20 protein-coding genes, 1 tRNA gene and 1 pseudogene are annotated in these 25,856 nt (G+C 58.2%); 10 read left to right on the plus strand and 12 right to left on the minus strand.

Going from position 1 to position 25,856, the window contains the following annotated elements; all coding sequences use genetic code 11:
* Positions 1 to 235 precede the first annotated feature (235 nt).
* Entirely contained in the window at positions 236 to 808 is a 573-nt protein-coding gene (locus AC0V6M_RS02415; protein WP_486137275.1) for a fasciclin domain-containing protein, read from the plus strand.
* A gap of 108 nt (positions 809 to 916) precedes the next feature.
* On the opposite strand, the gene AC0V6M_RS02420 is transcribed toward AC0V6M_RS02415, so the two are convergent.
* The 6 genes from AC0V6M_RS02420 to AC0V6M_RS02445 form a co-directional block, all read right to left on the minus strand.
* Entirely contained in the window at positions 917 to 1,903 is a 987-nt protein-coding gene (locus AC0V6M_RS02420) for a DUF2806 domain-containing protein (protein WP_486137276.1), read from the minus strand.
* Between the two features lie 24 nt (positions 1,904 to 1,927).
* The gene (gene clpX / locus AC0V6M_RS02425; protein WP_486137277.1) at positions 1,928 to 3,196 is read right to left on the minus strand and encodes an ATP-dependent Clp protease ATP-binding subunit ClpX; all 1,269 of its coding nucleotides are present in this window, start codon (positions 3,194 to 3,196) and stop codon (positions 1,928 to 1,930) included.
* 271 nt (positions 3,197 to 3,467) lie between these two features.
* Complete coding sequence (locus AC0V6M_RS02430; RefSeq protein ID WP_486137278.1) at positions 3,468 to 4,172, minus strand: ATP-dependent Clp protease proteolytic subunit; 705 nt, start codon at positions 4,170 to 4,172, stop codon at positions 3,468 to 3,470.
* 228 nt (positions 4,173 to 4,400) lie between these two features.
* On the minus strand, positions 4,401 to 6,140 hold the full coding sequence (locus tag AC0V6M_RS02435) for a methyl-accepting chemotaxis protein (RefSeq protein WP_486137279.1): 1,740 nt from the start codon (positions 6,138 to 6,140) through the stop codon (positions 4,401 to 4,403).
* A gap of 258 nt (positions 6,141 to 6,398) precedes the next feature.
* On the minus strand, positions 6,399 to 8,003 hold the full coding sequence (gene tig, locus AC0V6M_RS02440; RefSeq protein ID WP_486137280.1) for a trigger factor: 1,605 nt from the start codon (positions 8,001 to 8,003) through the stop codon (positions 6,399 to 6,401).
* Positions 8,004 to 8,108: 105 nt separating this feature from the next.
* Positions 8,109 to 8,193, minus strand: a tRNA-Leu gene (locus tag AC0V6M_RS02445).
* A gap of 236 nt (positions 8,194 to 8,429) precedes the next feature.
* Here AC0V6M_RS02445 and AC0V6M_RS02450 point away from each other — a divergent pair.
* The 4 genes from AC0V6M_RS02450 (at position 8,430) to AC0V6M_RS02465 (ending at position 11,723) form a co-directional block, all read left to right on the plus strand.
* Positions 8,430 to 8,726 (plus strand): DUF3297 family protein, encoded by a 297-nt coding sequence (locus AC0V6M_RS02450; protein WP_486137281.1) that lies wholly within the window; start codon positions 8,430 to 8,432, stop codon positions 8,724 to 8,726.
* A 75-nt stretch (positions 8,727 to 8,801) separates the two neighbouring features.
* Positions 8,802 to 10,259, plus strand: a complete 1,458-nt coding sequence (gene der, locus AC0V6M_RS02455) for a ribosome biogenesis GTPase Der (RefSeq protein WP_486137282.1) — start codon at positions 8,802 to 8,804, stop codon at positions 10,257 to 10,259.
* 117 nt (positions 10,260 to 10,376) lie between these two features.
* Positions 10,377 to 11,174 carry a hypothetical protein gene (locus AC0V6M_RS02460; protein WP_486137283.1) on the plus strand — a complete coding sequence of 266 codons (798 nt, stop codon included), beginning with the start codon at positions 10,377 to 10,379 and terminating at the stop codon, positions 11,172 to 11,174.
* A gap of 57 nt (positions 11,175 to 11,231) precedes the next feature.
* Positions 11,232 to 11,723 (plus strand): DUF2721 domain-containing protein, encoded by a 492-nt coding sequence (locus AC0V6M_RS02465; RefSeq protein ID WP_486137284.1) that lies wholly within the window; start codon positions 11,232 to 11,234, stop codon positions 11,721 to 11,723.
* 109 nt (positions 11,724 to 11,832) lie between these two features.
* Here the strand turns inward: AC0V6M_RS02465 and bfr are convergent, their stop codons facing one another.
* The 4 genes from bfr to AC0V6M_RS02485 form a co-directional block, all read right to left on the minus strand.
* On the minus strand, positions 11,833 to 12,315 hold the full coding sequence (gene bfr, locus AC0V6M_RS02470) for a bacterioferritin (RefSeq protein ID WP_486137285.1): 483 nt from the start codon (positions 12,313 to 12,315) through the stop codon (positions 11,833 to 11,835).
* A gap of 170 nt (positions 12,316 to 12,485) precedes the next feature.
* Positions 12,486 to 12,689, minus strand: a complete 204-nt coding sequence (locus AC0V6M_RS02475) for a (2Fe-2S)-binding protein (protein WP_486137286.1) — start codon at positions 12,687 to 12,689, stop codon at positions 12,486 to 12,488.
* 124 nt (positions 12,690 to 12,813) lie between these two features.
* A complete protein-coding gene (locus AC0V6M_RS02480) occupies positions 12,814 to 14,121 on the minus strand; it encodes a DUF418 domain-containing protein (protein WP_486137287.1) in 1,308 nt (435 codons plus the stop codon).
* A 111-nt stretch (positions 14,122 to 14,232) separates the two neighbouring features.
* The gene (locus AC0V6M_RS02485) at positions 14,233 to 15,315 is read right to left on the minus strand and encodes an SPOR domain-containing protein (RefSeq protein WP_486137288.1); all 1,083 of its coding nucleotides are present in this window, start codon (positions 15,313 to 15,315) and stop codon (positions 14,233 to 14,235) included.
* A 241-nt stretch (positions 15,316 to 15,556) separates the two neighbouring features.
* On the opposite strand from AC0V6M_RS02485, the gene AC0V6M_RS02490 reads away from it, so the two are divergent.
* From AC0V6M_RS02490 to AC0V6M_RS02500, 3 genes are read left to right on the plus strand one after another with little or no spacing between them, the layout of a single operon-like run.
* Entirely contained in the window at positions 15,557 to 16,279 is a 723-nt protein-coding gene (locus AC0V6M_RS02490; protein WP_472639565.1) for an AAA family ATPase, read from the plus strand.
* A 15-nt stretch (positions 16,280 to 16,294) separates the two neighbouring features.
* Complete coding sequence (locus tag AC0V6M_RS02495) at positions 16,295 to 16,870, plus strand: hypothetical protein (RefSeq protein WP_486137289.1); 576 nt, start codon at positions 16,295 to 16,297, stop codon at positions 16,868 to 16,870.
* Positions 16,871 to 16,927: 57 nt separating this feature from the next.
* Positions 16,928 to 18,274, plus strand: a complete 1,347-nt coding sequence (locus AC0V6M_RS02500) for an SPOR domain-containing protein (protein ID WP_486137290.1) — start codon at positions 16,928 to 16,930, stop codon at positions 18,272 to 18,274.
* 213 nt (positions 18,275 to 18,487) lie between these two features.
* Here AC0V6M_RS02500 and AC0V6M_RS02505 read toward each other — a convergent pair whose 3' ends face one another.
* Both AC0V6M_RS02505 and AC0V6M_RS02510 read right to left on the minus strand, forming a co-directional pair.
* Entirely contained in the window at positions 18,488 to 19,720 is a 1,233-nt protein-coding gene (locus AC0V6M_RS02505) for a dihydroorotase (protein WP_486137291.1), read from the minus strand.
* Positions 19,717 to 20,753, minus strand: a pseudogene (locus AC0V6M_RS02510) (aspartate carbamoyltransferase catalytic subunit). Before AC0V6M_RS02510 ends, AC0V6M_RS02505 begins: the two are co-directional and overlap by 4 nt.
* A gap of 232 nt (positions 20,754 to 20,985) precedes the next feature.
* Here AC0V6M_RS02510 and sppA point away from each other — a divergent pair.
* Positions 20,986 to 22,872: a signal peptide peptidase SppA gene (sppA, locus tag AC0V6M_RS02515; RefSeq protein ID WP_486137292.1), complete on the plus strand. Its 1,887-nt coding sequence runs from the start codon at positions 20,986 to 20,988 to the stop codon at positions 22,870 to 22,872.
* Between the two features lie 238 nt (positions 22,873 to 23,110).
* The gene (locus tag AC0V6M_RS02520; protein WP_486137293.1) at positions 23,111 to 25,855 is read left to right on the plus strand and encodes a hypothetical protein; all 2,745 of its coding nucleotides are present in this window, start codon (positions 23,111 to 23,113) and stop codon (positions 25,853 to 25,855) included.
* Position 25,856 lies beyond the last annotated feature (1 nt).

The raw sequence follows: 25,856 nt of genomic DNA on the forward strand, positions 1-25,856 counted from the left end.
ACCGCCCGCTTGCAATCGCGCACAAGGACGCGTCCCAAATCGAGATGACGGCTCTCACAAGGGTTAATTTCGCAGCCCTTAAGAACTCCATAAAAGCCGCGGAATTCGCGGCATTTCAGTATATTTTTCGCATGGCTTACGGAAAAATTTTCATGTTTCTCGCATCCGCCCCAGTGGCTCTTGCGTAGCTCCCACCATGCAAGAACGGGAGGTCTTGCGGACAAGGAGAACCCTAATGCCTAAGACCCCGATGAGTTCAAAAGTTAAAGCCGCCGCACTCGCAGCCATCGCCGCGACCACTGGCCTTGCGCTGACCACGGCAGCGCCAATCGCCGCCCACGATCACGGCGCCAAGAAAGAAGCCGCCAACATCGTTGGCACCGCTCAAAGCACCGGCGTGCACAACACTCTGGTCGCCGCTGTGCAGGCGGCGGGCTTGGTAGAGACCCTGTCGAGCCCGGGTCCGTTGACCGTGTTCGCCCCAACCGACGCAGGCTTTTCAAAGCTGCCCAAGGGCACCGTTGCGACGCTGGTGAAGCCGGAAAACAAAGACACCCTGACTGGCATCCTGACCTATCACGTAGTGGCAGGTAAAGTGACCGCAGGTGATCTGGTCAACCTGATCAACAAGCACGGCGGCGAAGCGTCAATCGAAACCGTATCCGGCGGCAAGCTGACCGCGCGCCTCGACAACGGCACCGTTGTCATCACTGACGCAGCCGGTCGCTCAACAGCCGTGACAACCGCCGACGTCATGACCTCAAACGGCGTCATCCACGTGACCGACGGTGTGTTCCTCCCCGCATAAGAACACTCGCATCCCCCTTCGCGCTGCTGCGGAATTCCCCTTCCCTCCCACTCGCAGCAGCGCAAACCAAGAACCCCGCTTGACTGAGCAATCGGCTAAGCGGGGTTTTTAGTTCGTGGGGTCCGGACTCTGAAAGACTGTTTCTAATGGGGTGGGAGATGAGCTTGAAGTAATTTTGCCGAGAACAGCGCGGGGATAATCTTTCTTGATCTGCAGGATAGTACTGCGAAGCACAACGCGTGGATCCACCGGGGGCAACAGCTCCATCAACTCGCAACCGGGGCGCGACAGCAAGGCGATTGAAACACTAATTTCCTTGGGACCATCTGGAATTTCAATCGCAGCTACGAAAGGATCATTCGCGAAAAAGTATAGATCACCAGCACTCTTTCTTGCAATTCGGGATGTGTTTCCCGGAGAGTCGAGCAAGAGACCCCAGTCTTCTAGAAGCTTTGCTTTGCCAAAGAGCTCCCCTTGGGTCCATTTTTCGTCCGCACACAAAAGAGCATCACTTCCCCACCTAAACTGAGCAAGCTCTTCGAAGATCCTAGCTGCATTTGAAGACATTTCGGAAACTAAGCGCAAGGTCCGAAAAGAAAAGGACCCTGGTTTTTTGAATTCGCCTGCCAACAGCCTAGCCCAAACGGACTGCATCTCAGGGTCAGAGACATTTTCGGCAAACGATGTGAATCTTAGCCGCCAGTCCTCCGAAATCTCCTCATCTGATACATTCTCGATCAGATCTGCTTGTTGCTCTATTTCCTTGCCGGCTCGACCGACGACCACTTCAAGGTTCTGTTGCTTGATGAGCCTATCGCCCCAAAATCGCTCTGCAGCTCTAGCAAGTTCTTCAGGATCAGCCTTGAGTTGCTTCAGCACCTCATTTGCTAGCCCATCACTTATTATCGCACGACCACGCGCCGTGTCAGTCTCGTCAGTGATTTGCTGATATAGCTTGGGTGCCACCTTTGCGCCAACAAAGCGGAGCATCATCGAATAGGTCTTTTCACGAATAGCGTCGGGAAGCATCCCAACAGCCACTTCCAAAGCCGCCGGAAGTTGCGCTTCTTCCGTATCTGAGGCTTCGTTACTCACTAGCGAAGTCTGGCGACTAACTTACTAAGCCGCCTCTTCCTTCTCGTCGTCTTTGCCGCCGAGAACCTGGACCGGAGCCTTCTTGCCCTCGACCACTTCGGCATCGACCACAATTTCGGTCACGCCTTCAAGGTCGGGCAGGTCGAACATCGTGTCGAGCAGAATACCCTCGACGATTGAGCGCAGGCCGCGCGCACCGGTCTTACGCTTGATCGCGCGTTCCGCGATCGCTTTGAGCGCGTCCTCGGTGAAGGTCAGCTCAACATCTTCAAGCTCGAACAATTTGCCATATTGCTTGGAAATGGCGTTCTTCGGCTCCGTCAGGATGGTGACCAACGCATCGACATCAAGATCGTGCAGCGTCGCAATCACCGGCAGACGGCCGACGAATTCAGGGATCAGGCCGAATTTCAGCAGATCTTCTGGCTCGCTCAGCTCGAGCAATTCGCCAACATTGCGCTTGTCCGGGTCGGCAACATGATTGCCAAAGCCGATTGAGCGCTTTTGCAGGCGGTCAGCGATAATCTTATCAAGGCCCGCAAACGCGCCGCCGCAGATGAACAGAATGTTCGTGGTGTCGACCTGCAGGAATTCCTGCTGCGGGTGCTTACGGCCGCCCTGCGGCGGGACAGAAGCGGTGGTGCCTTCCATCAGCTTCAGCAGCGCCTGCTGAACGCCCTCACCCGATACATCGCGCGTGATCGATGGGTTTTCAGCCTTGCGGGTGATCTTATCGATCTCATCGATATAGACGATGCCGTGCTGCGCCTTTTCGACGTTGTAGTCGGACGATTGCAGCAGCTTCAGGATGATGTTCTCAACATCTTCACCGACATAGCCCGCCTCTGTCAGGGTTGTCGCATCCGCCATGGTAAACGGCACGTCGAACGTGCGCGCCAGCGTCTGCGCGAGCAATGTCTTACCCGTGCCGGTTGGACCGACCAGCAGGATGTTGGATTTCGCCAGCTCAACACCGTCCGATTTGCCGGAGTGTTTCAGGCGCTTGTAGTGGTTGTGAACCGCGACCGCGAGATTGCGCTTGGCGCTGTCCTGGCCGATCACATAATCGTTAAGCGTCGCGAAGATTTCCGAAGGCGTTGGAACTTCGCCCTCTTTCTTGCCAGCGATGCCAGCCTTCGTTTCTTCACGAATGATGTCGTTGCACAGCTCAACGCATTCATCACAGATGAACACGGTTGGCCCGGCAATAAGCTTGCGCACTTCATGCTGCGACTTCCCACAGAAGCTGCAATACAGGGTGCTCTTGCTGTCAGTTCCGCTCAACTTGGTCATTTCCTATTGTCCTGGGACTTCACTCGCACTGGTTCAAACTACACCGCTTGTAATCCAATTACCAAACCGAGTGCCCGGTGGGGATTCGCTCAACAATATATAGGGCCGGTTGTGAATCAACATTAACGCGGCTCTTTTTGGGCAATTGCCCCGTTTTGGCGTCTTTAAAGTCGCACTTTGGCCGCCTGTGTCCCGGCTTGGGAAGCCGAACTGGCGATTCTTAATCGCGATTCGGCCATCAGCGCCCAAATTGCAGTTCAGACCCTGCGCCTTATTCTGGCGCGCCGCCCGAACCCTTCTCATCATCGCTCGAGTCGCCCTCTGGACGGGTTTCGAACACTTTATCGACCAGGCCGAACTTCATCGCCTCTTCCGCTTCTAGGAAGGTGTCGCGGTCCATCGCCTTTTCGATCTCAGACAGTTTCTTGCCCGTGTACTTCACATAGAGATCATTCATGCTCTTCTTGATCCGCAGGATCTCACGCGCCTGAATCTCAATGTCAGAGGCCATGCCGCGCGCACCGCCAGATGGCTGGTGGATCATGATCCGCGAATTTGGCAGTGCAACACGCATGCCCGGCTCACCCGCAGCGAGCAGGAAGCTACCCATAGAGGCCGCCTGGCCCATGCACACGGTCGAAACGCGCGGTTTGATGTATTGCATCGTATCGTGGATCGCCATGCCAGCGGTCACAACGCCCCCGGGCGAATTGATGTACATCGAAATCGGCTTCGATGGATTTTCGCTTTCAAGGAACAACAGCTGAGCGGTGATCAGCGAGGCCATGCCATCTTCCACCTGGCCGGTGACGAACACGATGCGTTCGCGCAGCAAGCGGGAGAAGATGTCAAAACTGCGTTCGCCGCGGCTGGTTTGCTCAACCACCATCGGCACCAATGCGCCGGTTAGCGGATCGCGGGTAAACTGCCCCTGAGTGCCGTGCGTCTCGCCAGAATTGCCGAACAGGTTGATCATGTGCTGGTGGTCCTTCTTTATCTCGGTTCTGCTATGTCGGGGGCACACGGAAAATGTTCAAGGGCCTTAACCTTCACCTGTGCATTCAATCACAGTTTCTTTTTGCGTGATCGGACACGGTAATGCACGCGCAAATGCCGCCAAACTGGAAAGGAAATCCAGCCGGCGGCATTTGTGCCGTGCATAGGTTAAGCTGGCAGCTCGCTAAGCTGCCGCCGATGCGCGGGTTTAAGCGGCGCGCACCTGCTTGAGGAATTCAGCAACCTGCTCGCGCAGTTTTTCAGACTGAAGTGACATTTCCTGCGAGCTGGCGAGCATTTGCGTCGCTGTGCTGCCCGCGGTCATGGAAACCTCGCTCACATCTTCGATGGTTGCGCTGATGTCTTGCGTGTTGCGGGCGGCCAGATCGATGCTTTGCGCCAGATCCTGGCCAGCAACCGCTTGCTGATCAACCGCGCTGGCAATCGCAGTGGCGGTTGATTCCAGAGCAACCACTTCGGTTGAGATCAATGCCAGCGCATTGGCGCTTTCGCCGGTCGCATCCTGCATGTCGCGGATCAGGCTTTCGACCTCTTCGGTCGCGCGGCCTGTTTGCGAGGCCAGCTCTTTCACTTCCGATGCCACAACAGAGAAGCCGCGTCCCGCTTCGCCGCCGCGTGCGGCCTCAATCGAGGCGTTCAGCGCGAGCAAATTGGTGCGCTGGGCAATCCCGGCGATCACTTCAACGATTTGGCTGATGCGATCGGCTGAACCGGTCAGTTCAGAGATGGTTGCATCGGCCTTCGCAGCCGCTTCAGAAGCCTTGCGAGCACGCTCAGATGAAGAGGATGCCTGGCGGCTCACTTCATTGATCGACATTGCAAATTCGTCAGAGGCGGAGGCAGCGCCAGTGATACCGTCAGATGCCTGCTTCAAACTGGAATTGGCGGCGCTAACCGTGGAAGAAGAAGATTCCACATTGCGCGCCAGATTGGTCGCCGAATCTTCCATTTGACTGGATGCGGCAGCAACACCGGCGGCAACATCGCCGACAGTTTTTTCAAACTTGTTGGCCAGTGATTTGAGCATTTGACGCTGCTCTTCTTGCGCACGCTCACGCTCTTCTGTGAGCTCACGCTCGCGGACCAACTCACGCTCAAGTTCAAGCTTAGCATTGGCGTCCGCCTCAGATTGGACACTGCGCAGAACAGTAAGAGCAGACGACAGAGTGCCAATTTCATCGTCGCGCTCTGACGCTGGGATCTCAAGCTCAAATTCACCAGCCACGATGCGTTCACTGACATCGCTGATTTCAACAATCGGAGCGACAACGTTTCTGGCAACAAGGCGTTTGCCCAAGAACACCAGTCCAAGCGCAATAAGCAGCCCAACCACAAGAGCAGCGATAAGCGCCTTAATTTCAAACAGGCTTTGGCCAGATGAGACTTGCACCTCAGCGGCGACATCCTCTCGAATAGCAACAATTTGGTCAAGCAGGACGTCGATGGCGTCGTACTTCGGCCCAAGGAACGCTTCCTGATCGATGATTTCATCCGGTGCAGCGCGCACCTCTGCCAGGATCGCAGAGAAGTTTTGGAGACCGGCTTCGACTTCTTTGGCTTGCGCCAAGTAGGTTTGATCGATCGAGCCTGCAGCTTCGGCCAGGCGCTCATTCATATCGATCGTGTCTTCAACTCGCTCAATCGCGTTTTCCATGAACTCGGGATCGCGTCCACGAGAGTGATACGCGCCCATCCAGTTCTTCGCGACGTTCACGTTGCGGTCCATGCTGGCGGTCAGGAAGGCAACTTCGGTCTTGTCATAGAGTTTTGAGGATCGCTGCTCCATTCGAACCGCACCAACGGTGGCAACTGCACCGAGCACGATAACCAGCAGCGCAAACAAGTTGAACATACGCCCAATCTGCGCATTGATTGATCCGCCTTCGAAGCGCCTTTTAAGCCACGACATGCTGAACGTGTTACTCATGATGCATGCTCACCCATTGTTCCCTGAAGCCACGCGAGACGGAATGCCTACGTAATTTGCCCTAAGATTGGATTAGGGATAGCGGCACATGGTTAAGGATGGGTTAGGAACGCGTTGAGAAAGCTGGCTTAGCCTGAACGCCGCGCGCAAACGCAATCGAGCCGTGACCCATTTTCTGGATCACGGCTCGTATTGTTTCGGCAATTTTCTGGTCGCCCGCCCCGCCAAAATGCGAGGGCAAGGAAGGCCCCCGACGAATTATTTCTTCTTCGCAGGTGCCTTTTTGGCCGCTGGCTTTGCGTCCGCCTTCGCTGCTGGCTTCTTGGCAGCCGCTTTCTTGGCAGGCTCAGCCTTTTTCGCCGGGGCTTTCTTAGCCGCTGGCTTTTTCGCTGGTGCCTTTTTGGCCGCTGGCTCTTTCTTATCCGCAGCCTTAGCAGGCGCTTTTTTCGCGGCTGGCTTTTTGGCCGGAGTTTTCTTCGCAGCCGCTTTCTTGGCCGGGGCCTTCTTCTTCGCGGCTGGCTTGCTGTCGGCTGCTTCGTCCGCTTCGATCGCGGCTTGCAGCTCTTCCTGCGTCACTTCGCGCTCGGTGACTTCAGCCTTGTCGAACAGGAAGTCGACGACTTTGTCTTCATAGAGCGGTGCGCGCAGCTGAGCAGCGGCCATTGGCTCTTGCTGAATGTACTGCATGAAACGTTCGCGATCTTCTTCGCGATATTGCTGAGCGGCTTGCTGCACCAGCATTTGCATTTCCTGCGCGGTCACTTCGACGCCATTGGCTTGGCCAATTTCGCTCAGCAGCAGGCCCAAACGCACACGGCGCTCGGCGATGGAACGATATTCGTCCTTCTCTGCTTCGATTTCTTTTAAAGCCTCTTCCGGCTTCTCTTCCTTCGCGGCTTCTTGCTGAAGCTGAGCCCAGATTTGCTCAAATTCGGCATCGACCATGTTGTCTGGAACGGCAAAGTCATGACCCGCTGCCAGTTGATCGAGCAAAGCGCGCTTCATTTGTGTACGCGTGAGACCGGCGGTCTGCTGTTCCAGCTGACCTTTCATGATCTCTTTCAACTTATCGAGATCATCAAGGCCGAGGTTTTTCGCAAAATCATCGTCGATCTTGGTATCGGTTTCGACCTTCACTTGCTTAACAGTGATGTCGAACTGAACCGCTTTACCGGCGAGATGCGCGGCCTGATAATCTTCAGGGAAGGTCACGTCGATGGTCTTCTCATCGCCGGTTTTTGAACCCGTCAGTTGCTCTTCAAAGCCTGGGATAAACTGGCCAGAGCCGAGCACCAATGGCGCGTCTTCGGCTTTGCCGCCTTCAAACTCTTCACCATCAAGCTTGCCAACGAAATCGATGATCAGCTGATCGCCGTCCGCTGCCTTCTTCGATTTGGCGGCGTCTTTATAACTCTTGTTCTGACCCGCGAGCCCTTGCAGCGCTTCTTCGATCTGCTCGTCCTTCACAGGGACAACCAGTTTCTCGAGCGTCAGGCCGTCAATGCTTGGCGCTTCAACTTCTGGGAGAATCTCCAGCTCAACTGAAATCTCGGCGTCTTTGCCTTCTTCATAGCCCTCAGCCAGCTCAACCTTAGGCTGCATCGCAGGACGCAGGCCCTCATCGGTGAGCAATTTTTCCAGCGAATCGCGAATCGTGTCGTTCACGACCTGCGCATGCAGCTGTTCGCCGTGCATTTTCTTCACCAGATTGGCTGGCACTTTGCCGGGGCGGAAGCCGGGCATTTGCACCTGAGGGGCGACCTTTTTGATCTCTGCGTCGATCTTTTGCGCCAATTCCTTGGCGGTGACAGTGATCTGATAGGCGCGCTTCAGGCCTTCATTGGTGGTTTGCTTGGTCTGCATTGGAAAAACTGAAACCTTCTCAACAATCTCGTAAGTTCAGACACTTAAACGCCATTACGACACGCATCTGATATGCGAATTCTCAACACCGGCGCGGAAAAACATTGGTGCGGGCGAAGGGACTCGAACCCCCACATCTTTCGATACTGGTACCTAAAACCAGCGCGTCTACCAATTCCGCCACGCCCGCTTGATTGAACGAAGCCGCGCGGGAAACCAACCGGCCCCCGCGCGCATTGCGCTCGCCTCTAGTCTGGTGCGCGAAAAAGGGCAAGCGGAACGATCTTGTTCCGCCGCGCACCTGCGACTATGGACGCCTCAGAACTTTCAAACGCTTGTCCCCGCCGCCTTTGGCCACCCCATGCGCACATCGCCGTGAGTGGCCAGAATATAAGCGTGGGCAATCTCTGGATTTGGATAAAGAGCATGACTGAAGAAACAAAGCCAACGGCCACCGCCGACACGCCGCCCGATCACCTGTCTGTGAACCCTCGCAGCAAGCATTTCGATGCAGAGGTTCTGCAGCGCGGGATCGGCATTCGTTTTAAGGACCGCGTGCGCAACGACATTGAGGAATACTCAATTTCCGAAGGTTGGGTGCGCGTACAGGCGGGCAAGACGGTGGACCGTAAAGGCCAGCCGCTGACCATCAAATTGAACGGCCCGGTTGAGGCATGGTTTGAAGACCTGGGCGAGAACCCGCCCATTGCCAAAGCGGAATAAACCCCGCCGCTCGCCTACACCGCTGCTGCGGCGCAGGCCTGAACAGGACAGCGCGCGAGCGGTAAGGACAGCATCATGACACCGACAGATAAACCGCAAGTCATCATTATTGGCCGGCCCAATGTCGGCAAATCGACATTGTTCAATCGGCTGGTGGGCAAGAAGCTCGCGCTGGTCGATGATCAGCCGGGCGTCACCCGTGATCGCCGCATGGGCGATGCGGAGCTCGCCGGGCTAGAGTTTACCGTGGTCGACACCGCCGGTTGGGAAGACGAAGATCCCGACAGCCTGTCTGGCCGCATGCGTCAGCAGACCGAGGTCAGCATCGAAGGCGCGGATGCGATCCTGTTCGTGATTGATGCGCGCGCGGGCGTAACCCCGCTCGACCAAGAGGTCGCCCGGTTCCTACGCGAACAGCGCGAGATCAAGGGCGAGAAAGTGCCCGTCGTGCTCGTGGCGAACAAAGCCGAAGGCAAGCAGGGCGAAGACGGCATTCTGGAAAGCTACTCGCTTGGCATGGGCGAGCCAATCGGGGTTTCCGCAGAGCATGGCGAAGGCGTCGCCGACATGTTTGGTGCGCTATGGCCGTTGATCGGAGACAAGGCCGAGGCTCTAAAGGCCGCCGCGCAGTTTGCGCTTGATGAAGGCGAAGAGGCCCCGCTCGGCCCGCTGAAGCTGGCAATCGTTGGGCGTCCGAATGCTGGCAAATCGACACTGATCAACCGGATGCTCGGCGAAGACCGCTTGCTAACCGGGCCAGAGGCCGGGATCACCCGCGATTCGATTGCGGTCGACTGGGACTGGACCGATCCCGACAGCGGCGAGACGCGAGAGATCCGTCTGATCGACACCGCGGGCATGCGCAAAAAGCGCAATGTGACAGAGAAGCTGGAGAAGCTCTCCGTCGCCGATGCGCGCCGCGCGGTCGACTTTGCCGAGGTTGTCGTATTGCTGCTCGACGCGACGCAGGGCCTTGAGCACCAAGACCTCAAGATCGCCAGCATGTGCCTGGAAGAAGGCCGCGCCCTAATGATCGCCATCAACAAGTGGGACATTGCCGAGGACCCCAGTGGATTGTTCAACGGCATTCGCCGCGCGCTCGATGATGGTCTGGCGCAGGTTCGCGGACTGCCCCTGTTTGCTGTGTCTGCAAAGACCGGCAAAGGGCTCGACACCATGCTGTCCGGCGCGTTTGAAATTCGCGAGAGCTGGTCAAAGCGCGTGCCCACCGCTGCGCTCAACCGCTGGTTCGACGATGCGCTGGCCAACAACCCGCCGCCCGCACCAAAGGGCCGCCGGATCAAGCTGCGCTACATCACCCAGGTCGGCACCCGCCCGCCGCGCTTTGTGGTGTTCGGCAGCCGTCTGGAAGTGCTCCCGACCAGCTATGAACGCTATCTGGTAAACGGCATCCGCTCCAAACTCGGCTTTGACGCCGTGCCGGTGCGCGTATCGCTGAAAAGCCCGAAGAACCCCTACAATGCCAATCGCGGCGGAGGCGGCAATTACAGCGGCGGAGCTGATAAGACCTAGGCTGCTTGGCAAATACGGTTAATGCCCAAATTTGCAGTTGGCCGATGCTGAGTATATCTCCATGACATGTTAGCAAAGACCTCTATCCATACCCGAGAAGGTCAAGCTGGACCAGATTTGATCTGGTTCGCACCGCTTTTTTCATTGATCCTGTTCGCTTTTTGCGTGTTCTACTATCTGAGTGCTACGGTCGCTGTGTTCAGTTTGACTGTAGCTGTACTTGCGAGCGGCTTGAGAAACCGCATGCCACCGGCCGATGCCTTTTCAATGGCAATAGCGCTCGCCTTTATAGGTAGCTTAGCACTTACTGCATTTTACAAATATGGTCCGGAGCTTTTTGAAGATCCCAAGGTCATTCAAGAGGCCGGTGAACCACCAATCAGTAGATTCGATTTCACTGGCCCAGGGCCCACTTATCGTGATCCGCTACCTTCCATCCGGAGCTGGTTCGATCTTCGGAATTTCGACAGAAGGGCCAAAATTCCCAATAAGAGCCGCATCGAAAAAGAGGACTCTGCGTTTTTTTCGGGCGACATCTTGATCGAGAGCTTCGACTACGAACGCTCTGAAAAGCACGGCGCGTTTGCCGGATGCGACGCACGGTGCGAGACATTGCTACAACTGCCAAACGTGACCTCAGTGACGGTAAAGCCTGATCGGTCCATATTTTGGGAAGGCCCGCGCGCTCTGATGTCTGGTATCAAACCGTTAGGACAAACCTTTCGCATTGCCGGTTCAGAGGAGTGCCGAACCCTTTGGAACAACAAGGGACGCAAGAAAGAATTCGCACCGCAAGACCTGGTCCAAGCTATCCAGCGGAAACGCTACGAAAATGCGGTTACAAGTTCATGCCTTGAAGAGAGCACTACAGTTCCAGAGAGCTTCGACCATCGCCTCACCGGCAAGGAATTTTAGCGAGCGCGAAAAGCCAACCCTTGCCTGAGTTTGCGTTGCCACTATCAGATCGTAGCTATGCTCCTCGACCTGCTTGCCTCTTCCGATATTGCCTCTGACCTGATCGAGCGCACCTCCAGTACCATGCGCGTGCAGGAAATCGTCCGGCTCAGCCTAGCACCGGCATTTCTGCTCGCAGGGATTGGCGCGGTGATGAATGTGATGATGGCGCGGCTGATCTGGGTCGCGGGCCGAATTGAACGGCTGGAAGAGCGCCTGTCCGAAGACCGCACGACCCGCGAACAGCGCGAGCTGACCCGGCTGCGCCGCCGCCGCCGCCTAGTTCAGCGGGCTGTGATGTTCAGCACCGCTGCGGCCTTATCGATCTGTGTAGTGATTATCATGCTGTTCATCAGCGCCTTTATCCGGCCTCAAATCGGGACGCTGATCGCGGGCGCATGGATAGCGACCATGGGATTTCTGACCACGGGGCTACTGCATTTTGCGAGAGAGACACTTGTGGCCTCCGCTGGCCAATCGGACAAAGCCACGCCTGATGATGGGAGCTAGTCGCGAGAGTCGATATACTGCCATCACTATCGGCCAGACATGAAAAGGGCGGAGCCGCCTAAGCCGCCCCGCCCTTCTTGACTGATAGAGCTATCTGGCCGCTGGGAGCTTACTCTTCGCCGGCTGCCTTGCTTTGCGGCTGGACGTAATTTTCCAGCCCCATGTTCTTGATCATGTCGAATTGCGTTTCGAGGAAGTCGACGTGCTCTTCCTCGTTGTCGAGGATATGCGCAAACAGATCGCGGCTGACATAGTCGCGCACGCTTTCGCTGTATTCGACCGCATCGCGCAGCAGCGGGATCGCGTCTTCTTCCAGCGCCATATCGGCTTTCAGAATTTCCTCGACCGTCTCGCCGACCCGCAAATTGTGGATCGCCTGGAAATTGGGCAGGCCGTTGAGGAACAGAACCCGCTCGGCCAGCTTGTCGGCATGTTCCATTTCTTCGATGGATTCCTTCCGCTCATATTCGGCAAGCTTAGTGACGCCCCAATCGTCGAGCACGCGGTAGTGCAACCAATATTGGTTGATCGCGGTCAGCTCGTTGGTGAGCGCCTTGTTGAGAAATTCGATGACTTTTGGATCGCCCTTCATGGGTGATGCTCCTTGAATAGATAACGCGCTGCGGGGCGCGGATTGGCGGTGACACTGGTTGTGATGTGCGCACTATATGCGCGCAAAACCGCCGCCATTCAAGGCGTGGGCGTATAAAAATGTAAGATTTTCAGCTACTTGCGATACCCTCGCAATAGCGTGTTGCCAGTTTAGATTGCGAGTTCTTTGCAAGAAGCAAGCCGCTCCGCAACGCCGCGCACCTCATCCAGAATTTTGTCAGCTTCTTGAAGGCATTGGCCGCAATTGGGACGCTTGCCGAGCTTTGCATAGACCGCTTCTGCATCGCCAGATGTGCCAAGGCCCGCCTTACGCAGGTCAGTTTCACGGATCGCATTGCAAATACAGATATACATGACGGCTTTTCGCTACTCCTGCGAATCAATTGCAAAATCACTTTATGAGAATTAATCTCAATAGCAAGAGGATTCTGGCTTTAAGGGCCAAGCCACTCGCGCCGGCACTAAAACAAGCGAGCCGTCACCGCCTCATCGGGAACAGCTTGCCGTAGGTCAGGCAGCGCCAGAGCCATTCAAGCGGACCATAGCGAAACCGATCCAGCCACGGCTTTGACCAAGCGAGCATGATGATGCACGCGGCCAGAACCACCAGATAAAGCTGCGGCCGATTAAGCTCTCCAAACAAACCCAAAGCCCAGCCGTGGAAGACCAGCAGCATCAGCACCGAAGTGCCAAGGTAATTGGTGAAGGCAGCCCGCCCGGCGGCGGACACGCGTTGCCCCAGCCATCCGGTCGCCTTGGGCGCGGCCAGCACGAGCAAAGCGGCCATTCCCAGAACCATCATTAGCCTGGGCAGCGGACTTGCCCCGATAAAGGAAGCAAGCGTCCCGTAATAGGTAAAGCCATTCGACTTAGCCCACAGCGCGATGGCCAAATGCAGCGCGCCCCCGCTGATCAGACCGATCCAGCCCCATTTGCGCAAAGTCGAGGGCGCCCAACCGCCACTAAAAAATCCCATCCGGTAAAGCGCGATGCCGATGAGCATCAAAGGGAACGTCTCAATCGCAAAGAACATCGCGTTGGCGAAGGGTTCAGACCAATGCTCCTCAACGCGGTGCTGAACAAATGCGCCGTAATCGCCCGATTGCTTGATCTCGGCCTCAACCGCGTCTTCGGCCAGCGCCTCTTGCTTGCCGCCCTCCAAATCATCGCGCATTTCGCTGAACGCGGCTTGCTCCCCCATCGGCGTATCAGCCACAAAAGCGAGCGGCACCATCATCAAAGCATAGAGGATTGCCCCAACCAGATATCCGAGCAGCCCAACCTTTAGCTGCGTTTCAGCTTTCCATTTGAGGCATGGCAGGACGACCCATCCGATCAGGGCATAATAGGCAAGAATATCGCCGCGCCAGATGAAGAAGAAATGGATGAGGCCGAATAGCAGCAGCCAGAACAATCGCCGCGCCTGCAGCCAGCGCGTCTCACCGCGCGCCCAAGCCCGCTCTATAAATAGGTAGAGTCCCGCGCCAAACAGGATCGTGAAGAGCCCGCGCATCTTGCCATCGATCACGACAAATTGCGCAATCCATTGCCATCCACCCGGATCATTGGCCGGGACAAGGAATGCCTCGGGGAACATATAAGCGCTGAAAGGTTGGCCAAAGGCGATGATGTTCGCCCACAAAATGCCCATCACGGCAAGACCGCGAATGAAATCTAGGCTGTCGATGCGGTCTGCAGTTTTGGCTGGTCCGCCCTCTGGCACACCTTCTGGCGCATTATCCCCCAGTGTAAATTCAGCCGTTTGCCCGCTTTGCGTATCACTCATGTCGATCCCACCCTTTGTCCGGGCGCAATGATAGCAGCCTTCCCCTTAAGCGAAAGCCGGGCTGTGGGTAGTGCGTGAGCCGCTCTCGGTGGTTCGCCGAAAAACGAGGGCCTATTTCTTAGTGACGAGGCAGCCTTGCCCTTTGGCCTTCAAGGCGTTGCACGCTTTTTGCGCGGACGCGCGCGAGGCGAAACCGCCCGCTTGCAGACGCGTGACCCGGCCCGCTGGGACCAGAATCTTGCGCGCACCAGACAAAGCGCTGGAGCCGGAGAGTTTTTTCCAAAGCCGGTCTGCATTGCCAGCCACGCCAAACGCGCCGAGCTGAACCCGCCAAGGGCCATTGCCGGTCGCGGCGGTGCGCGGCGCAGGCGGCGTTACGCGAGTCGGTGCGGCTGCTGCGGGAGCAGTGGTGCTAGCCGCCGCTGGGCCGTTAAGACTAAAATTAGTGTTTACCCGAGGTTCGCTAGACGCAGGAACCGGAGTGGTTTGCGCAACCCTAGGCGCAGGCTGCGTGCCCGATGGCAGGCGGTTAAGCTCTGCATCGGCCAATTGCGCAGCGCGCAGTTTAACCGCCTCTGCCTCCAGATCACGCGCAACCGATTGAGCCATTCGGCGCTGTTCGATCGGCACATAACGGTCCATTTGCGCGACGGCATCTTTCGCTTGCGGCAGCCCAGCAGACACCGACAATGTAAGCAAAGCATAGGCGCGCACCCAATCTTTTGGCGCGTAATCGCCGTTAAAATGCGCCAAGCCTAAAATGTATTGCGCGCGCGGATCGCCGCGCTCCGCCGCCGCTGTGACGAGCGGCATGGCTTCCGCTTGCTCGCCCTGCTGGAACAAGAGCAGGCCGTAATTATCGGCCGCCTTTACGTGGCCCTTGCGCGCTGCCTCAGCATAAAGAGTACGCGCGCGCTCGACATCAAGCTCAACCCCGCGGCCAAGGCGGTACGCCTGGGCGAGGTTAAACATTGCATCGGCATCGCCGCGCCCAGCCGGGCCGCGCCATTGCTCCACCGCAGTGGTGAAATCGCCAGAGCTCCACGCATCCACGCCCGCCTTTACATCCGCCATTGCCGGCGCCGCTGCCAGAGCGATCGCTGCGACGGCTCCGCTCGCGGCCAACCTCATACCAGCAAGCACGCGGGCAATTGCAGATTTAGAATCGGCATCAAGGGCAAGGAAATGGGCCATGATCATTCTCTTATAAATAGCGTCAAAACTGTGTGCTGGCCGCCCGATTGCTTGCGCGTACGGGCGTGCACATGTGCCTTATAGTGAACGATCCGTTAGGAATTCGTTGCCATACCCTAACGCCAAGCAAGATGTTGGTTTCGTGATCCTCGTTAACTGTAAATTAGGGGTATCCTGCGATCTCAGTGTCATCCAAGCCGCAATCAGGCGGCGCCAACGGCCTAACAGGGGGACCAAGGCTTTGCGTGTACTAGCTTTAGCATCGCAGAAGGGCGGATCCGGGAAAACTACCCTTTCCGGACATCTCGCCGTCCAAGCACAGCGTGCGGGCGCTGGCCCAGTCGTACTGATCGACATCGATCCACAAGGATCGCTGGCTGATTGGTGGAACGAGCGTGAGGCGGAATATCCCGCCTTTGCTCAGACGACTGTTGCTCGGCTCGCCAATGATCTTCAAGTTCTGCGTCAGCAGGGCTTTAAACTGGCCGTGATTGACACGCCGCCGGCGATCACCATGGCAATTCAATCGGTTATCGGTGTTGCCGAACTGATTGTAGTGCCAACTCGTCCAAGCCCGCACGATTTGCGCGCTGTTGGTGCGACGGTTGATCTGTGTGAGCGTGCTGGCAAGCCGCTGGTGTTCGTAGTGAACGCAGCGACGCCTAAGGCCAAGATCACTTCAGAAGCAGCTGTGGCTCTGTCACAGCACGGCACTGTTGCCCCGATCACGCTGCATCATCGCACCGATTATGCCGCATCAATGATCGATGGCCGCACGGTTATGGAGGTTGATCCGGAAAGCCGCAGTGCTGCTGAAATGACAGCACTCTGGAAGTATATTTCGGACCGGCTTGAGAAGAATTTCCGCCGCACCGTATTCGCCGCACCGGGCACCCAGCAGCAAGCTGTCGGCGGTGGCCGTCCGGCTGGCGGTGGTGGCTTCGGTCGCCGCGTCGCTCAATAAAGGAGCACCTGCGCGATGACTGAAGCAAGCTTTGCCTCGCTGAATTCCGCGCTGCTCGCTCGTAAGGGCGGGGCCAAACCGGCTATGCGCCCTCAGCTCACCAACCTTCCTGACGCAGGCAAGCCTGCAAATCTGGAAGACTTGGGCTGGAACGATATGGGTGCAGAGGACGAAACAGAGGACCAGTCGCAAACTGCGAATGTGGTTCAATTGTCCCCGGCAGAGCCTAACGACGCAGACGCTGAAGAGCATGATTGGGACGAAAACGCGGACACACCCGATGTGCTGCGCCAGCAAGAAGAGCTGGCCGCACGCATTGCCGGGGAAACCGCCGAAGCTCCCGCTCCAGTGCCTGCTTCAAAGAGCAGCAAATCGGCTAAAAAGCGCAAATCCGCGAAAGCATCCGCACGTTCATCTGGACGCCGCGCTGCTTTCACTTTGCGCCTCGACACTGATCGCCATCTGAAACTTCGCCTCGCATCAACCATGCAAGGCAAGAGCGCGCAAGCATTGGTCACCGAGGCGCTCGACGCCTTGCTCGACCAGATCGATGACCTCGATACGCTTGCGGAAAAGATGAAACGCGACTGATTTGTTAACTTTTTGCATCGAACCAAGACAGCAGAGTTACTCACAAGGACTATGACCATGGACCGCAGCGAAACCTACAAAATGACCGGCCCGAAAATGAGCCTCATTGTTTCGACCGCACTTGCCAGCGTAGCGCTTGCAGGTTGCACCACCTCGGCTGCCCCGCCAGCCCTATCCTCTTTCAGCAAGGCGCAAACCGCGCTGGAAAAAGGCCAGGTCGATAAGGCGGTTACGCATGCAGAGGCAGCGGTACTGGCTGATCCTCGCAATGCGGAATTCCGCGCGATGCTCGGCGCTGCTTATCTGGAATCGGGCCGCTTTCAATCGGCCGCGACCAGCTTTGACGATGCCCTAGAACTCGGCGACACCGATCCGCGCACCGTCCTAAGCTACGCGCTGGCTAAAACAGCGCTCGGCGATAAAGGCAGCGCGCTTGCAAAGCTCGATGCTTGGTCTTCCGATATCGATCCGGCTGATCTCGGCCTCGCCTATGCCTTGGCTGGACAGCCGCAAAAGGGCGTGCACGTTCTGACCAATGCTCTGCGCGGCGGCCAGAACAGCGCGAAGGTTCGCCAGAACCTTGCCTACACCTATGCCCTCGCCGGCAATTGGCGCGCTGCCCGCGTGATGGCGGCAGAAGATGTGCCGGCTGGTGAAGTGAACGACCGGATTGCCGAATGGGCCGCTCAAAGCGCCCCTGAGCAATACCAAATCCGCGTCGCAGGTCTGCTGCGCGTGAACCCAGCGCAAGATGGCGGCCAACCGCAATACCTCGCGCTCAGCAACTTCCCAAGCCAAGGCGTTATGGTCGCTGAGGCTGCTTCTCAGGCACCGGCACCCGCTGCTATGCCAACCGAAAGCGAAGCTCTCGCCTTTGGTGTGTCAAACGACAGCACGATTGAAACATTTGATCCGGCACCTGCCGCGGCCCCTACCCGGGTTGCTGAAGCGCCTAAGCCCGCACCAGCACCTGCCCGCGCTCGCTTCGTTTCAAGCCCAGTCGTCCAAGCATTGCCTTCAAGCTATGCTGACAACGCAAAGCGCCCGACACCTGTGGCCGCGGCATCCAGCCAGCGCCGCATGGCAGCCGCCGCAACTGGTTCTGATGACACGCACATGGTTCAATTCGGCAGCTTTTCCAGCCGCGCCGAAGCCGACCGCGCCTGGGAAATCTACCAATCGCGCTATCCGCAGCCGGCAAACCACGATGTGGTGATCACGCAAGCGGAAGTGAAAGGCAGAACCTTCTTCCGCGTCGCCGCCGCTGGCTTTGGCCTCAGCAGCGCACGCAACATGTGTTCGACCGTTCGCTCATCCGGCAAAGGCTGCTTTGCCTATGCCAAGATCAACCCGCCAGCCGGCGCGATTGATCGCGGAGTGCGGATCGCAGCGCGCACACGCTAAAAATATTCCCAAACCTCTAGAAGTTTCAAAGACTTCGAAAATAGCCCCCGGTGTCGCGAAACGCCGGGGGTATTTTTGTATGGGGATGTGTTTGCCTGATTTGCCGGAGCCGCCCGCCCCTCCACCCTTCCACCCGGATCGTAACCCGGTGTGATAATCCGGGTGGAAGGGTGGAGGGTACGGGCTGGCTAGGTCAGCCGGAGGCAATCTAGATCAAACAACTTGCACGCCGCCCTTAAACAGCGCCTTCACTCGGCCCTGAGCGCCTTGGCGGTCAAACGGTGTGTTATCAGCGGTCGCGGACATCTTGCGGCGATCGATGATCCACGGGGCCTCGGGATCGATCAGCGCAATATCCGCCTCTAGCCCCGCCTCTAGCTGACCGGCTGGCATGCCGAGCAGGCGCGCCGGATTGCCCGCTAGCAACGCAAAAGCGCGCGCCATATCGATCACCTCATCGCGCACCAAAGTGAGCGTCATCGCCAACAGCGTCTCAGCCCCGGCCATTCCTGCCTCTGCATCAGCAAAGGGCAGACGTTTGTCCTCTGGCCCGCGCGGATCATGGCCCGATGCGATCACATCGACGGTGCCATCGCCAATCGCTGCTAGCGCCGCCTGCCGGTCCGCTTCGCTGCGAAGGGGCGGTGAGAATTTTGCGAAAGTCGGAAATTGCACGGTCGCAAGATCAGACAGCATAAAATGCGCAGAGGTGATCCCGCAGGTCACATTGATGCCGCGAGCCTTGGCCGCGCGTACCAGATCAAAGCCTGCCTGCGTCGTCACCTGGCGAATATGCAGCCGTGCGCCCGCCATATCAGCCAGCGAAATATCGCGCGCAATAGCCAGCGCTTCTGCCTCTGCCGGAGCGCTGGGCAAGCCCATACGGGTGGCCATTTCGCCAGCAGTCGCTGCCGCCTCACCGCACAGCGCATCGTCCTCGCCATGCGTCACAACGACCAAATCCAGCATCGCGGCATATTGCAGCACGCGCAGCATTACGCCGGAATCTGCGATCCAGCGCCGCCCAGTGGCGATCCCCCTGGCGCCCGCATCCTTCATCAGCGCGATTTCGGCGAGCTCTTGCCCGTCCAGCGCTCGGGTCGCCGCTGCCAGCGGGTGAACCCACAGGTCTGGCTTGCCGCTTTTGGCGATCATGCTGACCCGGCTGGGATAATCGAGCGGCGGGGATTGATCCGGCATCAAGGCCGCGCGGGTGATCCCGCCAAAATGAAACGCCGCCTTGTCGATCCGAAACACGCCCAGATCCACTAGGCCCGGCGCGATGATGTGTCCGCGCGCATCGATTGCTTGGTCGCCGTCCTGCGCGGCGATGTCTGCGCCGACTTGCGTGATGAGGCCGCCATCCATTCGGATGCCGCCGCTGACCATGCCGCCCGGCGTCGCCAATTGACCGCCGATGATTGTGAGAGGCTGTGATTGCTTCATGACGCGCTCCCCTCAGCCGTTGCCCAGCCTTCAACGCCGCGCGCGCTGCGCGTTAGAATGTCGAGCGCGGCCATCCGGATCGCGACCCCCATTTCCACCTGCTGAGTGATGATGGAGCGGTCGAGCATATCGGCCACCTCGCTGTCGATTTCGACCCCGCGGTTCATTGGGCCGGGGTGCATGACCAACGCATCGGGCGCCGCATTGGCTAGCCGCGCCTGCGTGAGGCCGTAGAGATGGTGATATTCACGCTCAGACGGGATGAATTGCCCCTGCATCCGCTCAGTTTGCAGGCGCAGCATCATCACCACATCTGCACCCTTCAGCGCCTCGTCAAAATTGTGAAACGGCTGCGCGCCGATCGCCTCCGCGCCCGCTGGCATCAAGGCCGGCGGCGCGCACAGGCGCACGCTTGCGCCCAAAGCTTGCAGGCACAGCAAGTTGGAGCGCGCGACCCGGCTATGCAGGATGTCACCGCAAATGGTGATCGTCAGCCCGGTAAAATCCTCCGCCGCCTCCCCGCGTTTGCGCAGCGCATGACGCAAAGCCATCGCATCGAGCAGTGCCTGAGTTGGGTGCTCGTGACTGCCGTCGCCCGCGTTCAGAACCGGGCAATCGACCTTGTCCGCGATCAGCTGTGTCGCGCCGCTCGCCCCGTGGCGGATTACAATCGCATCGGGGCGCATTGCATTAAGCGTGATCGCAGTATCGATCAGCGTCTCACCCTTTTTACAGAGCTTTGCGCCGCGTGCATATTCACTACATCCGCGCCCAGCCTTTTGCCCGCAATCTCAAAGCTGAGCAGCGTGCGGGTCGAGTTTTCAAAGAACGCGTTGATAATCGTCTGCCCGCCCAGCAGATCGGTGTGCTTGGAGGGTTGCCGATTGAGCTCCACCCATTGCTCCGCAGATTCAAGCAGATAGAGGATCTCGTGGCGCTCCAGCTGGCCAATGCCAACCAGATCGCGGTGCGGGAAGGCCAAACGGCCCGCTGGATAGCGGCCAGAGCCTGTGTTTTCGCCGGACAATGTCATTAAAGCGATGCCTTTAGTCGAGCGCTGTCGCACGCTCAACCCATTGATGCGCAAGTTTTGCGCTGTTTGCGATGGAAGTTTGCGCGCCGCATGCCTAGTTTAGCGTCAGAGTTACGTTTTAACGGTGCTGCACCACCCGCGCTCTTCCACCCTTCCACCCGGATCATACCGGGAGAGAATCCGGATGGAAGGGTCGAGGGCGCGGGTGGCCAGGCTATTTGAAAGAAAATTCATGAGTTTTGTGGGCAAGGTTTGGAAACTGCTGGTCGGTGTCAAAGACGGGCTTGTGCTGATTTTCATGCTGCTGTTTTTCATGGCGCTGTTCGCGGTGCTCTCTGCCCGCCCAAGCCCCGGCCAAGTGCGCGAGGGCGCGCTGCTGATCGAGCTTGATGGCTTTGTCGTCGAAGAACGCTCTGAGATTGACCCGCTGCAAACCTTCCTCAGCGGCCAGGCGCCCGTTGCGGAGCACCGGTCACGCGATCTGGTCACTGCGCTTAACGCGGCCGCAACCGACGAGCGGATCAAGGCGGTCGTGCTCGACCTATCGTCGTTCGTCGGCGGTGGTCAGGTCCACATGCAGGCCATTGGCGAGGCGATGGATCGCGTTCGCAAAGCGGAAAAGCCAGTGCTCACCTACGCACTCGGATATGCCGATGACCACATGCACCTCGCCGCGCACGCCAGCGAGGTTTGGATCAACCCGCTGGGCGGCGCGATGATCGCCGGCCCCGGTGGCAGCAACCTTTATTACGGCGATCTGCTCGACCGGTTGAACATCAACGCCCGCATTTACCGCGTCGGCACATTCAAGTCGGCGGTTGAGCCCTTCTCGCGCAATTCCATGTCCGATGAAGCGCGCGAAAACCTCGCCGGATTGTACGGCGCGATGTGGGAAGAATGGCAGGCCAACGTCAAGAAAGCCCGTCCTTCGCTCGACCTCGATCGAGTAACCGGCGATCCGGTTGAATGGGTCACCGCCTCACAGGGCGACTTGGCCAAGGCCGCGCTCGACGCGGGCCTGGTCGACAAGCTGGGAGACCGGATTGCCTTTGGGGAGCGCGTGGCCGAGCTCGCCGGTGAAGACGCCTGGAGCAAGAAGCCCGGCGCCTATGCAACGGCAGAATTCGCGCCCTTCCTTGCTGACGTGACCCCGTCCGCCTCTGGCAAATCTATCGGTGTTGTCACCGTCGCTGGCGAGATCGTCGATGGCGATGCTGGCCCCGGCACCGCTGGTGGAGACCGGATCGCCCGCATCCTTGATGAGGCGCTGGATGATGACCTTGCTGGTCTCGTTGTACGCGTCGATTCCCCCGGCGGCTCTGTGCTAGCCTCCGAAGAAATCCGCCTTGCGATTGAGCGCCACCGCGCGAAAGACATTCCGGTTGCGATCTCTTTCGCCAATGTCGCGGCCAGCGGCGGCTATTGGGTCGCGACCGCAGGCGACCGCATTTTCGCTCAGCCAGAAACGGTCACTGGCTCAATCGGCGTGTTTGCCGTGTTGCCAACTTTTGAAGACGCCGCGGCAGAATACGGTGTGAACGCTGATGGCTATCGCACCACGCCTTTGTCGGGCCAGCCTGACCTCGTCGGCGGACTGACGCCAGAGGTGGATGCGATCCTGCAAGCTTCAGTCGAAGACACCTATGCCGATTTCCTCGAACGGGTCGGTAAAGCGCGCGGTATGGACACAGCGCGCGTTAATGAGATCGCGCAAGGCCGCGTGTGGGACGGCGGTACCGCGCGTCAGCTTAAACTGGTTGACCAGTTTGGCGGTTTTGAAGAGGCGCTTGCTTGGGTCGCGGCCGAGGCCGAACTTGAAGAAGACGGTTATAGCCCGCGCTTCCTCGGCGCTGGCACCGCGCAATACGATTCGCTGATCCGTCAGATGCTGACCAGCTCCAGCCCGGACGCCTCCGGCGCGCGCGGGGGTGATCTATTCGCGATGGCTGCGCGCGAACGCGGCGCTTTGCTTGGCCAGCTTGCCAGCGATGTTGATCGCCTGTCCGGCACAGCGGGCGTTCAGGCCTATTGCCTCGAATGCCCAGCCACGCCCAACGCCGCATCCAGCAGTAAGGGCCAAGGGGTGCTGGCAATGCTCAAGGCGCTGTTTGCGGACTAACGCCCGCCGTCTAGGCACGCACTAAATGAACACCGGGTCATTCTGGGAACGATTACGCAATAGCGCGTAAGACCTGCTTGCTATCCTCCTCTTATCTGGCAAGTTTAGTAACGGGTCGTAGTTTGGATTCGGGGGGCTGAATACTGGGGGCTAAAGCGGTAGCGTTCGCTTGCCGTTTCGTTACATACGCGATTATCTATCGCCTTTTGTCTCCATCGGCCGAAGATGGAGTAGAATTATGCGTTATACATTGATGGCAGCAGCGGCATTGGGAGCAATTGCCGTAGGAATGGGTTCTGCAGACACGGCGCGCGCCGATGATTGTTTGCTAGATCGAGATGACGATGGCGTCGTCGACGCCGCTACCGATGATGATGGCGGGGCGAATTCTGGTGATGACGATACCGCCCTCGTTTGCGGCGTTGGAGCCACGGCCACTGGAACGGCTTCTACTGCTGTAGGCGGAGGCGCATCAGCTACCGCAAACAACGGGACAGCAATTGGCAACAATGCCAGCGTGACAGGGATTGGCGGAGCTGCGATCGGCACGAATGCCGTAGCTTTTAGTGACGGCGCAGCCGCTTTTGGCCGCGGAGCGATTGCATCAGGCGGTGCATCGATAGCCCTTGGTGATGGTGCGAGAGCCGAAGGCTTCGACGGCCCAGGAGGTGGAGGCATACCAACAATAGCCATCGGCCCTGGGGCGATTGCATCTGGAGGTCTAGACGTGGCCGTGGGTGTTGGCGCGAGCGCGCAAGCTATGAACAGTCTGGCTGTGGGCAGCAGCAGCAGCACGACAGGTTTCGGATCGACGGCGATCGGAACCGGCGCCAGTGCAACTGGTGATGGAGCTGTGGCGCTTGGCAACCGGTCCGTTGCGGAAGAAGCAAATACAGTTTCAGTTGGCAGCCAGTTTGTCCAGCGCCGGATAACCAATGTTGCGGCGGGCACGGCAAACACCGATGCTGTGAACCTCGGTCAACTGAATACGGTGATTTCCGGAGTAAACGGTACTGCGTCAGCAGCTCAGGCGGATGCGACTCAAGCACTCGCAGATGCAGCAGCAGCGCAATCCACAGCCGATGCAAACGCAGCTGAACTGAACTATTTTGCGGTTAATTCGACCGGTATGGGAGCGGTCGCCACCGGGATTGATGCAACTGCAATCGGTAGCGACGCCAACGCATTTGGTAACAACGCAATCGCAATTGGTCGCAGCTCTGAAGCGGCGGCTTTTTCTCTCGCTCTTGGAGACGACGCGACTGCTTCAGCAGAACAGGCTTTGGCCATTGGATCAAATGCAAGTGCTACCGGTGATGATGCGATTGCTTTGGGCGGTTCGTCCACTAGCGCGGGTGCTGACTCGATTGCGATTGGTAAAGGGGCCAGCACCGTTGGTGACGAAAGCGTTGCGATAGGCGCGCTAGCTGATGCAAGCGGCAGTTTCTCAGTTGCTATTGGCGTTGGATCCGACGCACTAGCAAACAATGGAACGGCCGTTGGGATCTTGTCTACCGCTCAACAAGCTCAAGGTAGCGCATTTGGAGCTGGTGCCACGGCGGTCGGCATAGGCGCGACCTCTTTGGGAGCTGACTCAAGGGCGACAGGACTTAATTCCGTGGCGTTAGGCAATCAAGCAGATGCAATAGGTACGAACGCAATTTCGATCGGAAGCCTTGCAAAGGCAGCAGATTTTGCCCTTGCAGTTGGTGATAATGCAGCGGCCTCTGCCGAACAAACGATGGCCATTGGACTTAATGCAGCCGCATCTACCCGAGGAGCCATTGCCATTGGCCTTTTGGCAGACGCCACAGGCCAAGAAAGCCTCGCGCTTGGCCGCTTTGCAAACTCATCGGGCTTTGAATCCATTGCGATTGGTGAGGCTGCAAGATCGCAGGGTGCATTGAGTTTGGCTGTAGGTGACGCAGCATTCTCCGATGGCGATGGCGCCATTGCTGTCGGCACACGGGCTTTGGGCAGCGGGGTTCGCTCAATTGCGATTGGCGCTGAATCTGAACAAGCTGCTACCCCTTCCGCCGAGGCTTCTGGCCAAGATGCAATAGCAATTGGCTCAGATGCCAACCGCGATGGAGCTGGCTCGCGAGCAACAGGAATTGCCTCCATCGCGCTGGGCGCGGATGCGGTTGCCCAGCAAGACAACGGCATTGCAATTGGTTCAGGCGCGAGTGCGACGCGGGTGAGCGCTTTGGCTGTGGGTGCAGGCGCTTTGGCTGAATCGGCTCGGGCCACGGCCATTGGTGAAGCGGCAACCGCACGCGGTGACGATGCCTTTGCGCTGGGTAACAGAACCTTTGCTCGCGGCGCGAATGCAACCGCGATTGGCGGCTCGGCCCGTGCAACAGTGGCAGGCGCGACAGCGATTGGCGCTGGCGCACGCGGGCAGGCCGCGAATGCTCTGGCGCTGGGTAACGGCGCGTTGGTCAATCAAGAAGGCTCGACCGCGATTGGGGCTGGCGCTGCAACCACGGCAGCCAATCAAGTAACGCTGGGCGGGACAGGTTCATCGGTTCGTATCGGCGATATCGATGCAAGCACGGCGGCTCAGGTTGGCCCTGTTGATGCGGTGACAGTGGACGCCAACGGCACTTTGGGCCGTCAGAGCGTTGCCACCGCCGCCTCGGTCGACAATGTGCGGGTGGCGCTCAATGCGGTTGCCCAAGTCTCCACCGCTCAGTTCGATGCGCTGAGCGGGCGGGTGCAGGATCTCAGCTTCCGCCTGGAGGACGTCAACGAAAGCCTGTCGGGCGGCATCGCAGCGGCCATGGCGATGGGCGGTCCAGCGATTGCTCCGGGCAAATCGCTCTCGCTGTCTTTCTCAGTTGCAAATTACCGCGGAGAGCAGGCCTTTGCCGGCAATCTCGCCGGGGAAATCGCGAAAGATGTCTATCTCGCCGCTGGGGTCAGCGGGAACACCGGCGATGGCAGCATCGGTTCCCGGGCCACTGTGCTGTTCGGCTTCTAAC

It is taken from the genome of Erythrobacter sp. JB3-1 (genome assembly GCF_057364995.1).

Excerpts from the sequence above, each read along its gene's own strand:
- sppA (WP_486137292.1), top strand. The coding sequence starts at position 20,986 with ATGAGTTTTGTGGGCAAGGTTTGGAAACTGCTGGTCGGTGTCAAAGAC.
- AC0V6M_RS02450 (WP_486137281.1), top strand. The coding sequence starts at position 8,430 with ATGACTGAAGAAACAAAGCCAACGGCCACCGCCGACACGCCGCCCGAT.
- AC0V6M_RS02485 (WP_486137288.1), bottom strand. The coding sequence starts at position 15,315 with ATGGCCCATTTCCTTGCCCTTGATGCCGATTCTAAATCTGCAATTGCC.
- AC0V6M_RS02505 (WP_486137291.1), bottom strand. The coding sequence starts at position 19,720 with ATGAAGCAATCACAGCCTCTCACAATCATCGGCGGTCAATTGGCGACG.
- AC0V6M_RS02465 (WP_486137284.1), top strand. The coding sequence starts at position 11,232 with ATGCTCCTCGACCTGCTTGCCTCTTCCGATATTGCCTCTGACCTGATC.
- clpX (WP_486137277.1), bottom strand. The coding sequence starts at position 3,196 with ATGACCAAGTTGAGCGGAACTGACAGCAAGAGCACCCTGTATTGCAGC.
- AC0V6M_RS02500 (WP_486137290.1), top strand. The coding sequence starts at position 16,928 with ATGGACCGCAGCGAAACCTACAAAATGACCGGCCCGAAAATGAGCCTC.
- AC0V6M_RS02430 (WP_486137278.1), bottom strand. The coding sequence starts at position 4,172 with ATGATCAACCTGTTCGGCAATTCTGGCGAGACGCACGGCACTCAGGGG.
- AC0V6M_RS02480 (WP_486137287.1), bottom strand. The coding sequence starts at position 14,121 with ATGAGTGATACGCAAAGCGGGCAAACGGCTGAATTTACACTGGGGGAT.
- bfr (WP_486137285.1), bottom strand. The coding sequence starts at position 12,315 with ATGAAGGGCGATCCAAAAGTCATCGAATTTCTCAACAAGGCGCTCACC.
- tig (WP_486137280.1), bottom strand. The coding sequence starts at position 8,003 with ATGCAGACCAAGCAAACCACCAATGAAGGCCTGAAGCGCGCCTATCAG.
- AC0V6M_RS02495 (WP_486137289.1), top strand. The coding sequence starts at position 16,295 with ATGACTGAAGCAAGCTTTGCCTCGCTGAATTCCGCGCTGCTCGCTCGT.
- AC0V6M_RS02415 (WP_486137275.1), top strand. The coding sequence starts at position 236 with ATGCCTAAGACCCCGATGAGTTCAAAAGTTAAAGCCGCCGCACTCGCA.
- AC0V6M_RS02435 (WP_486137279.1), bottom strand. The coding sequence starts at position 6,140 with ATGAGTAACACGTTCAGCATGTCGTGGCTTAAAAGGCGCTTCGAAGGC.
- AC0V6M_RS02475 (WP_486137286.1), bottom strand. The coding sequence starts at position 12,689 with ATGTATATCTGTATTTGCAATGCGATCCGTGAAACTGACCTGCGTAAG.
- AC0V6M_RS02520 (WP_486137293.1), top strand. The coding sequence starts at position 23,111 with ATGCGTTATACATTGATGGCAGCAGCGGCATTGGGAGCAATTGCCGTA.
- der (WP_486137282.1), top strand. The coding sequence starts at position 8,802 with ATGACACCGACAGATAAACCGCAAGTCATCATTATTGGCCGGCCCAAT.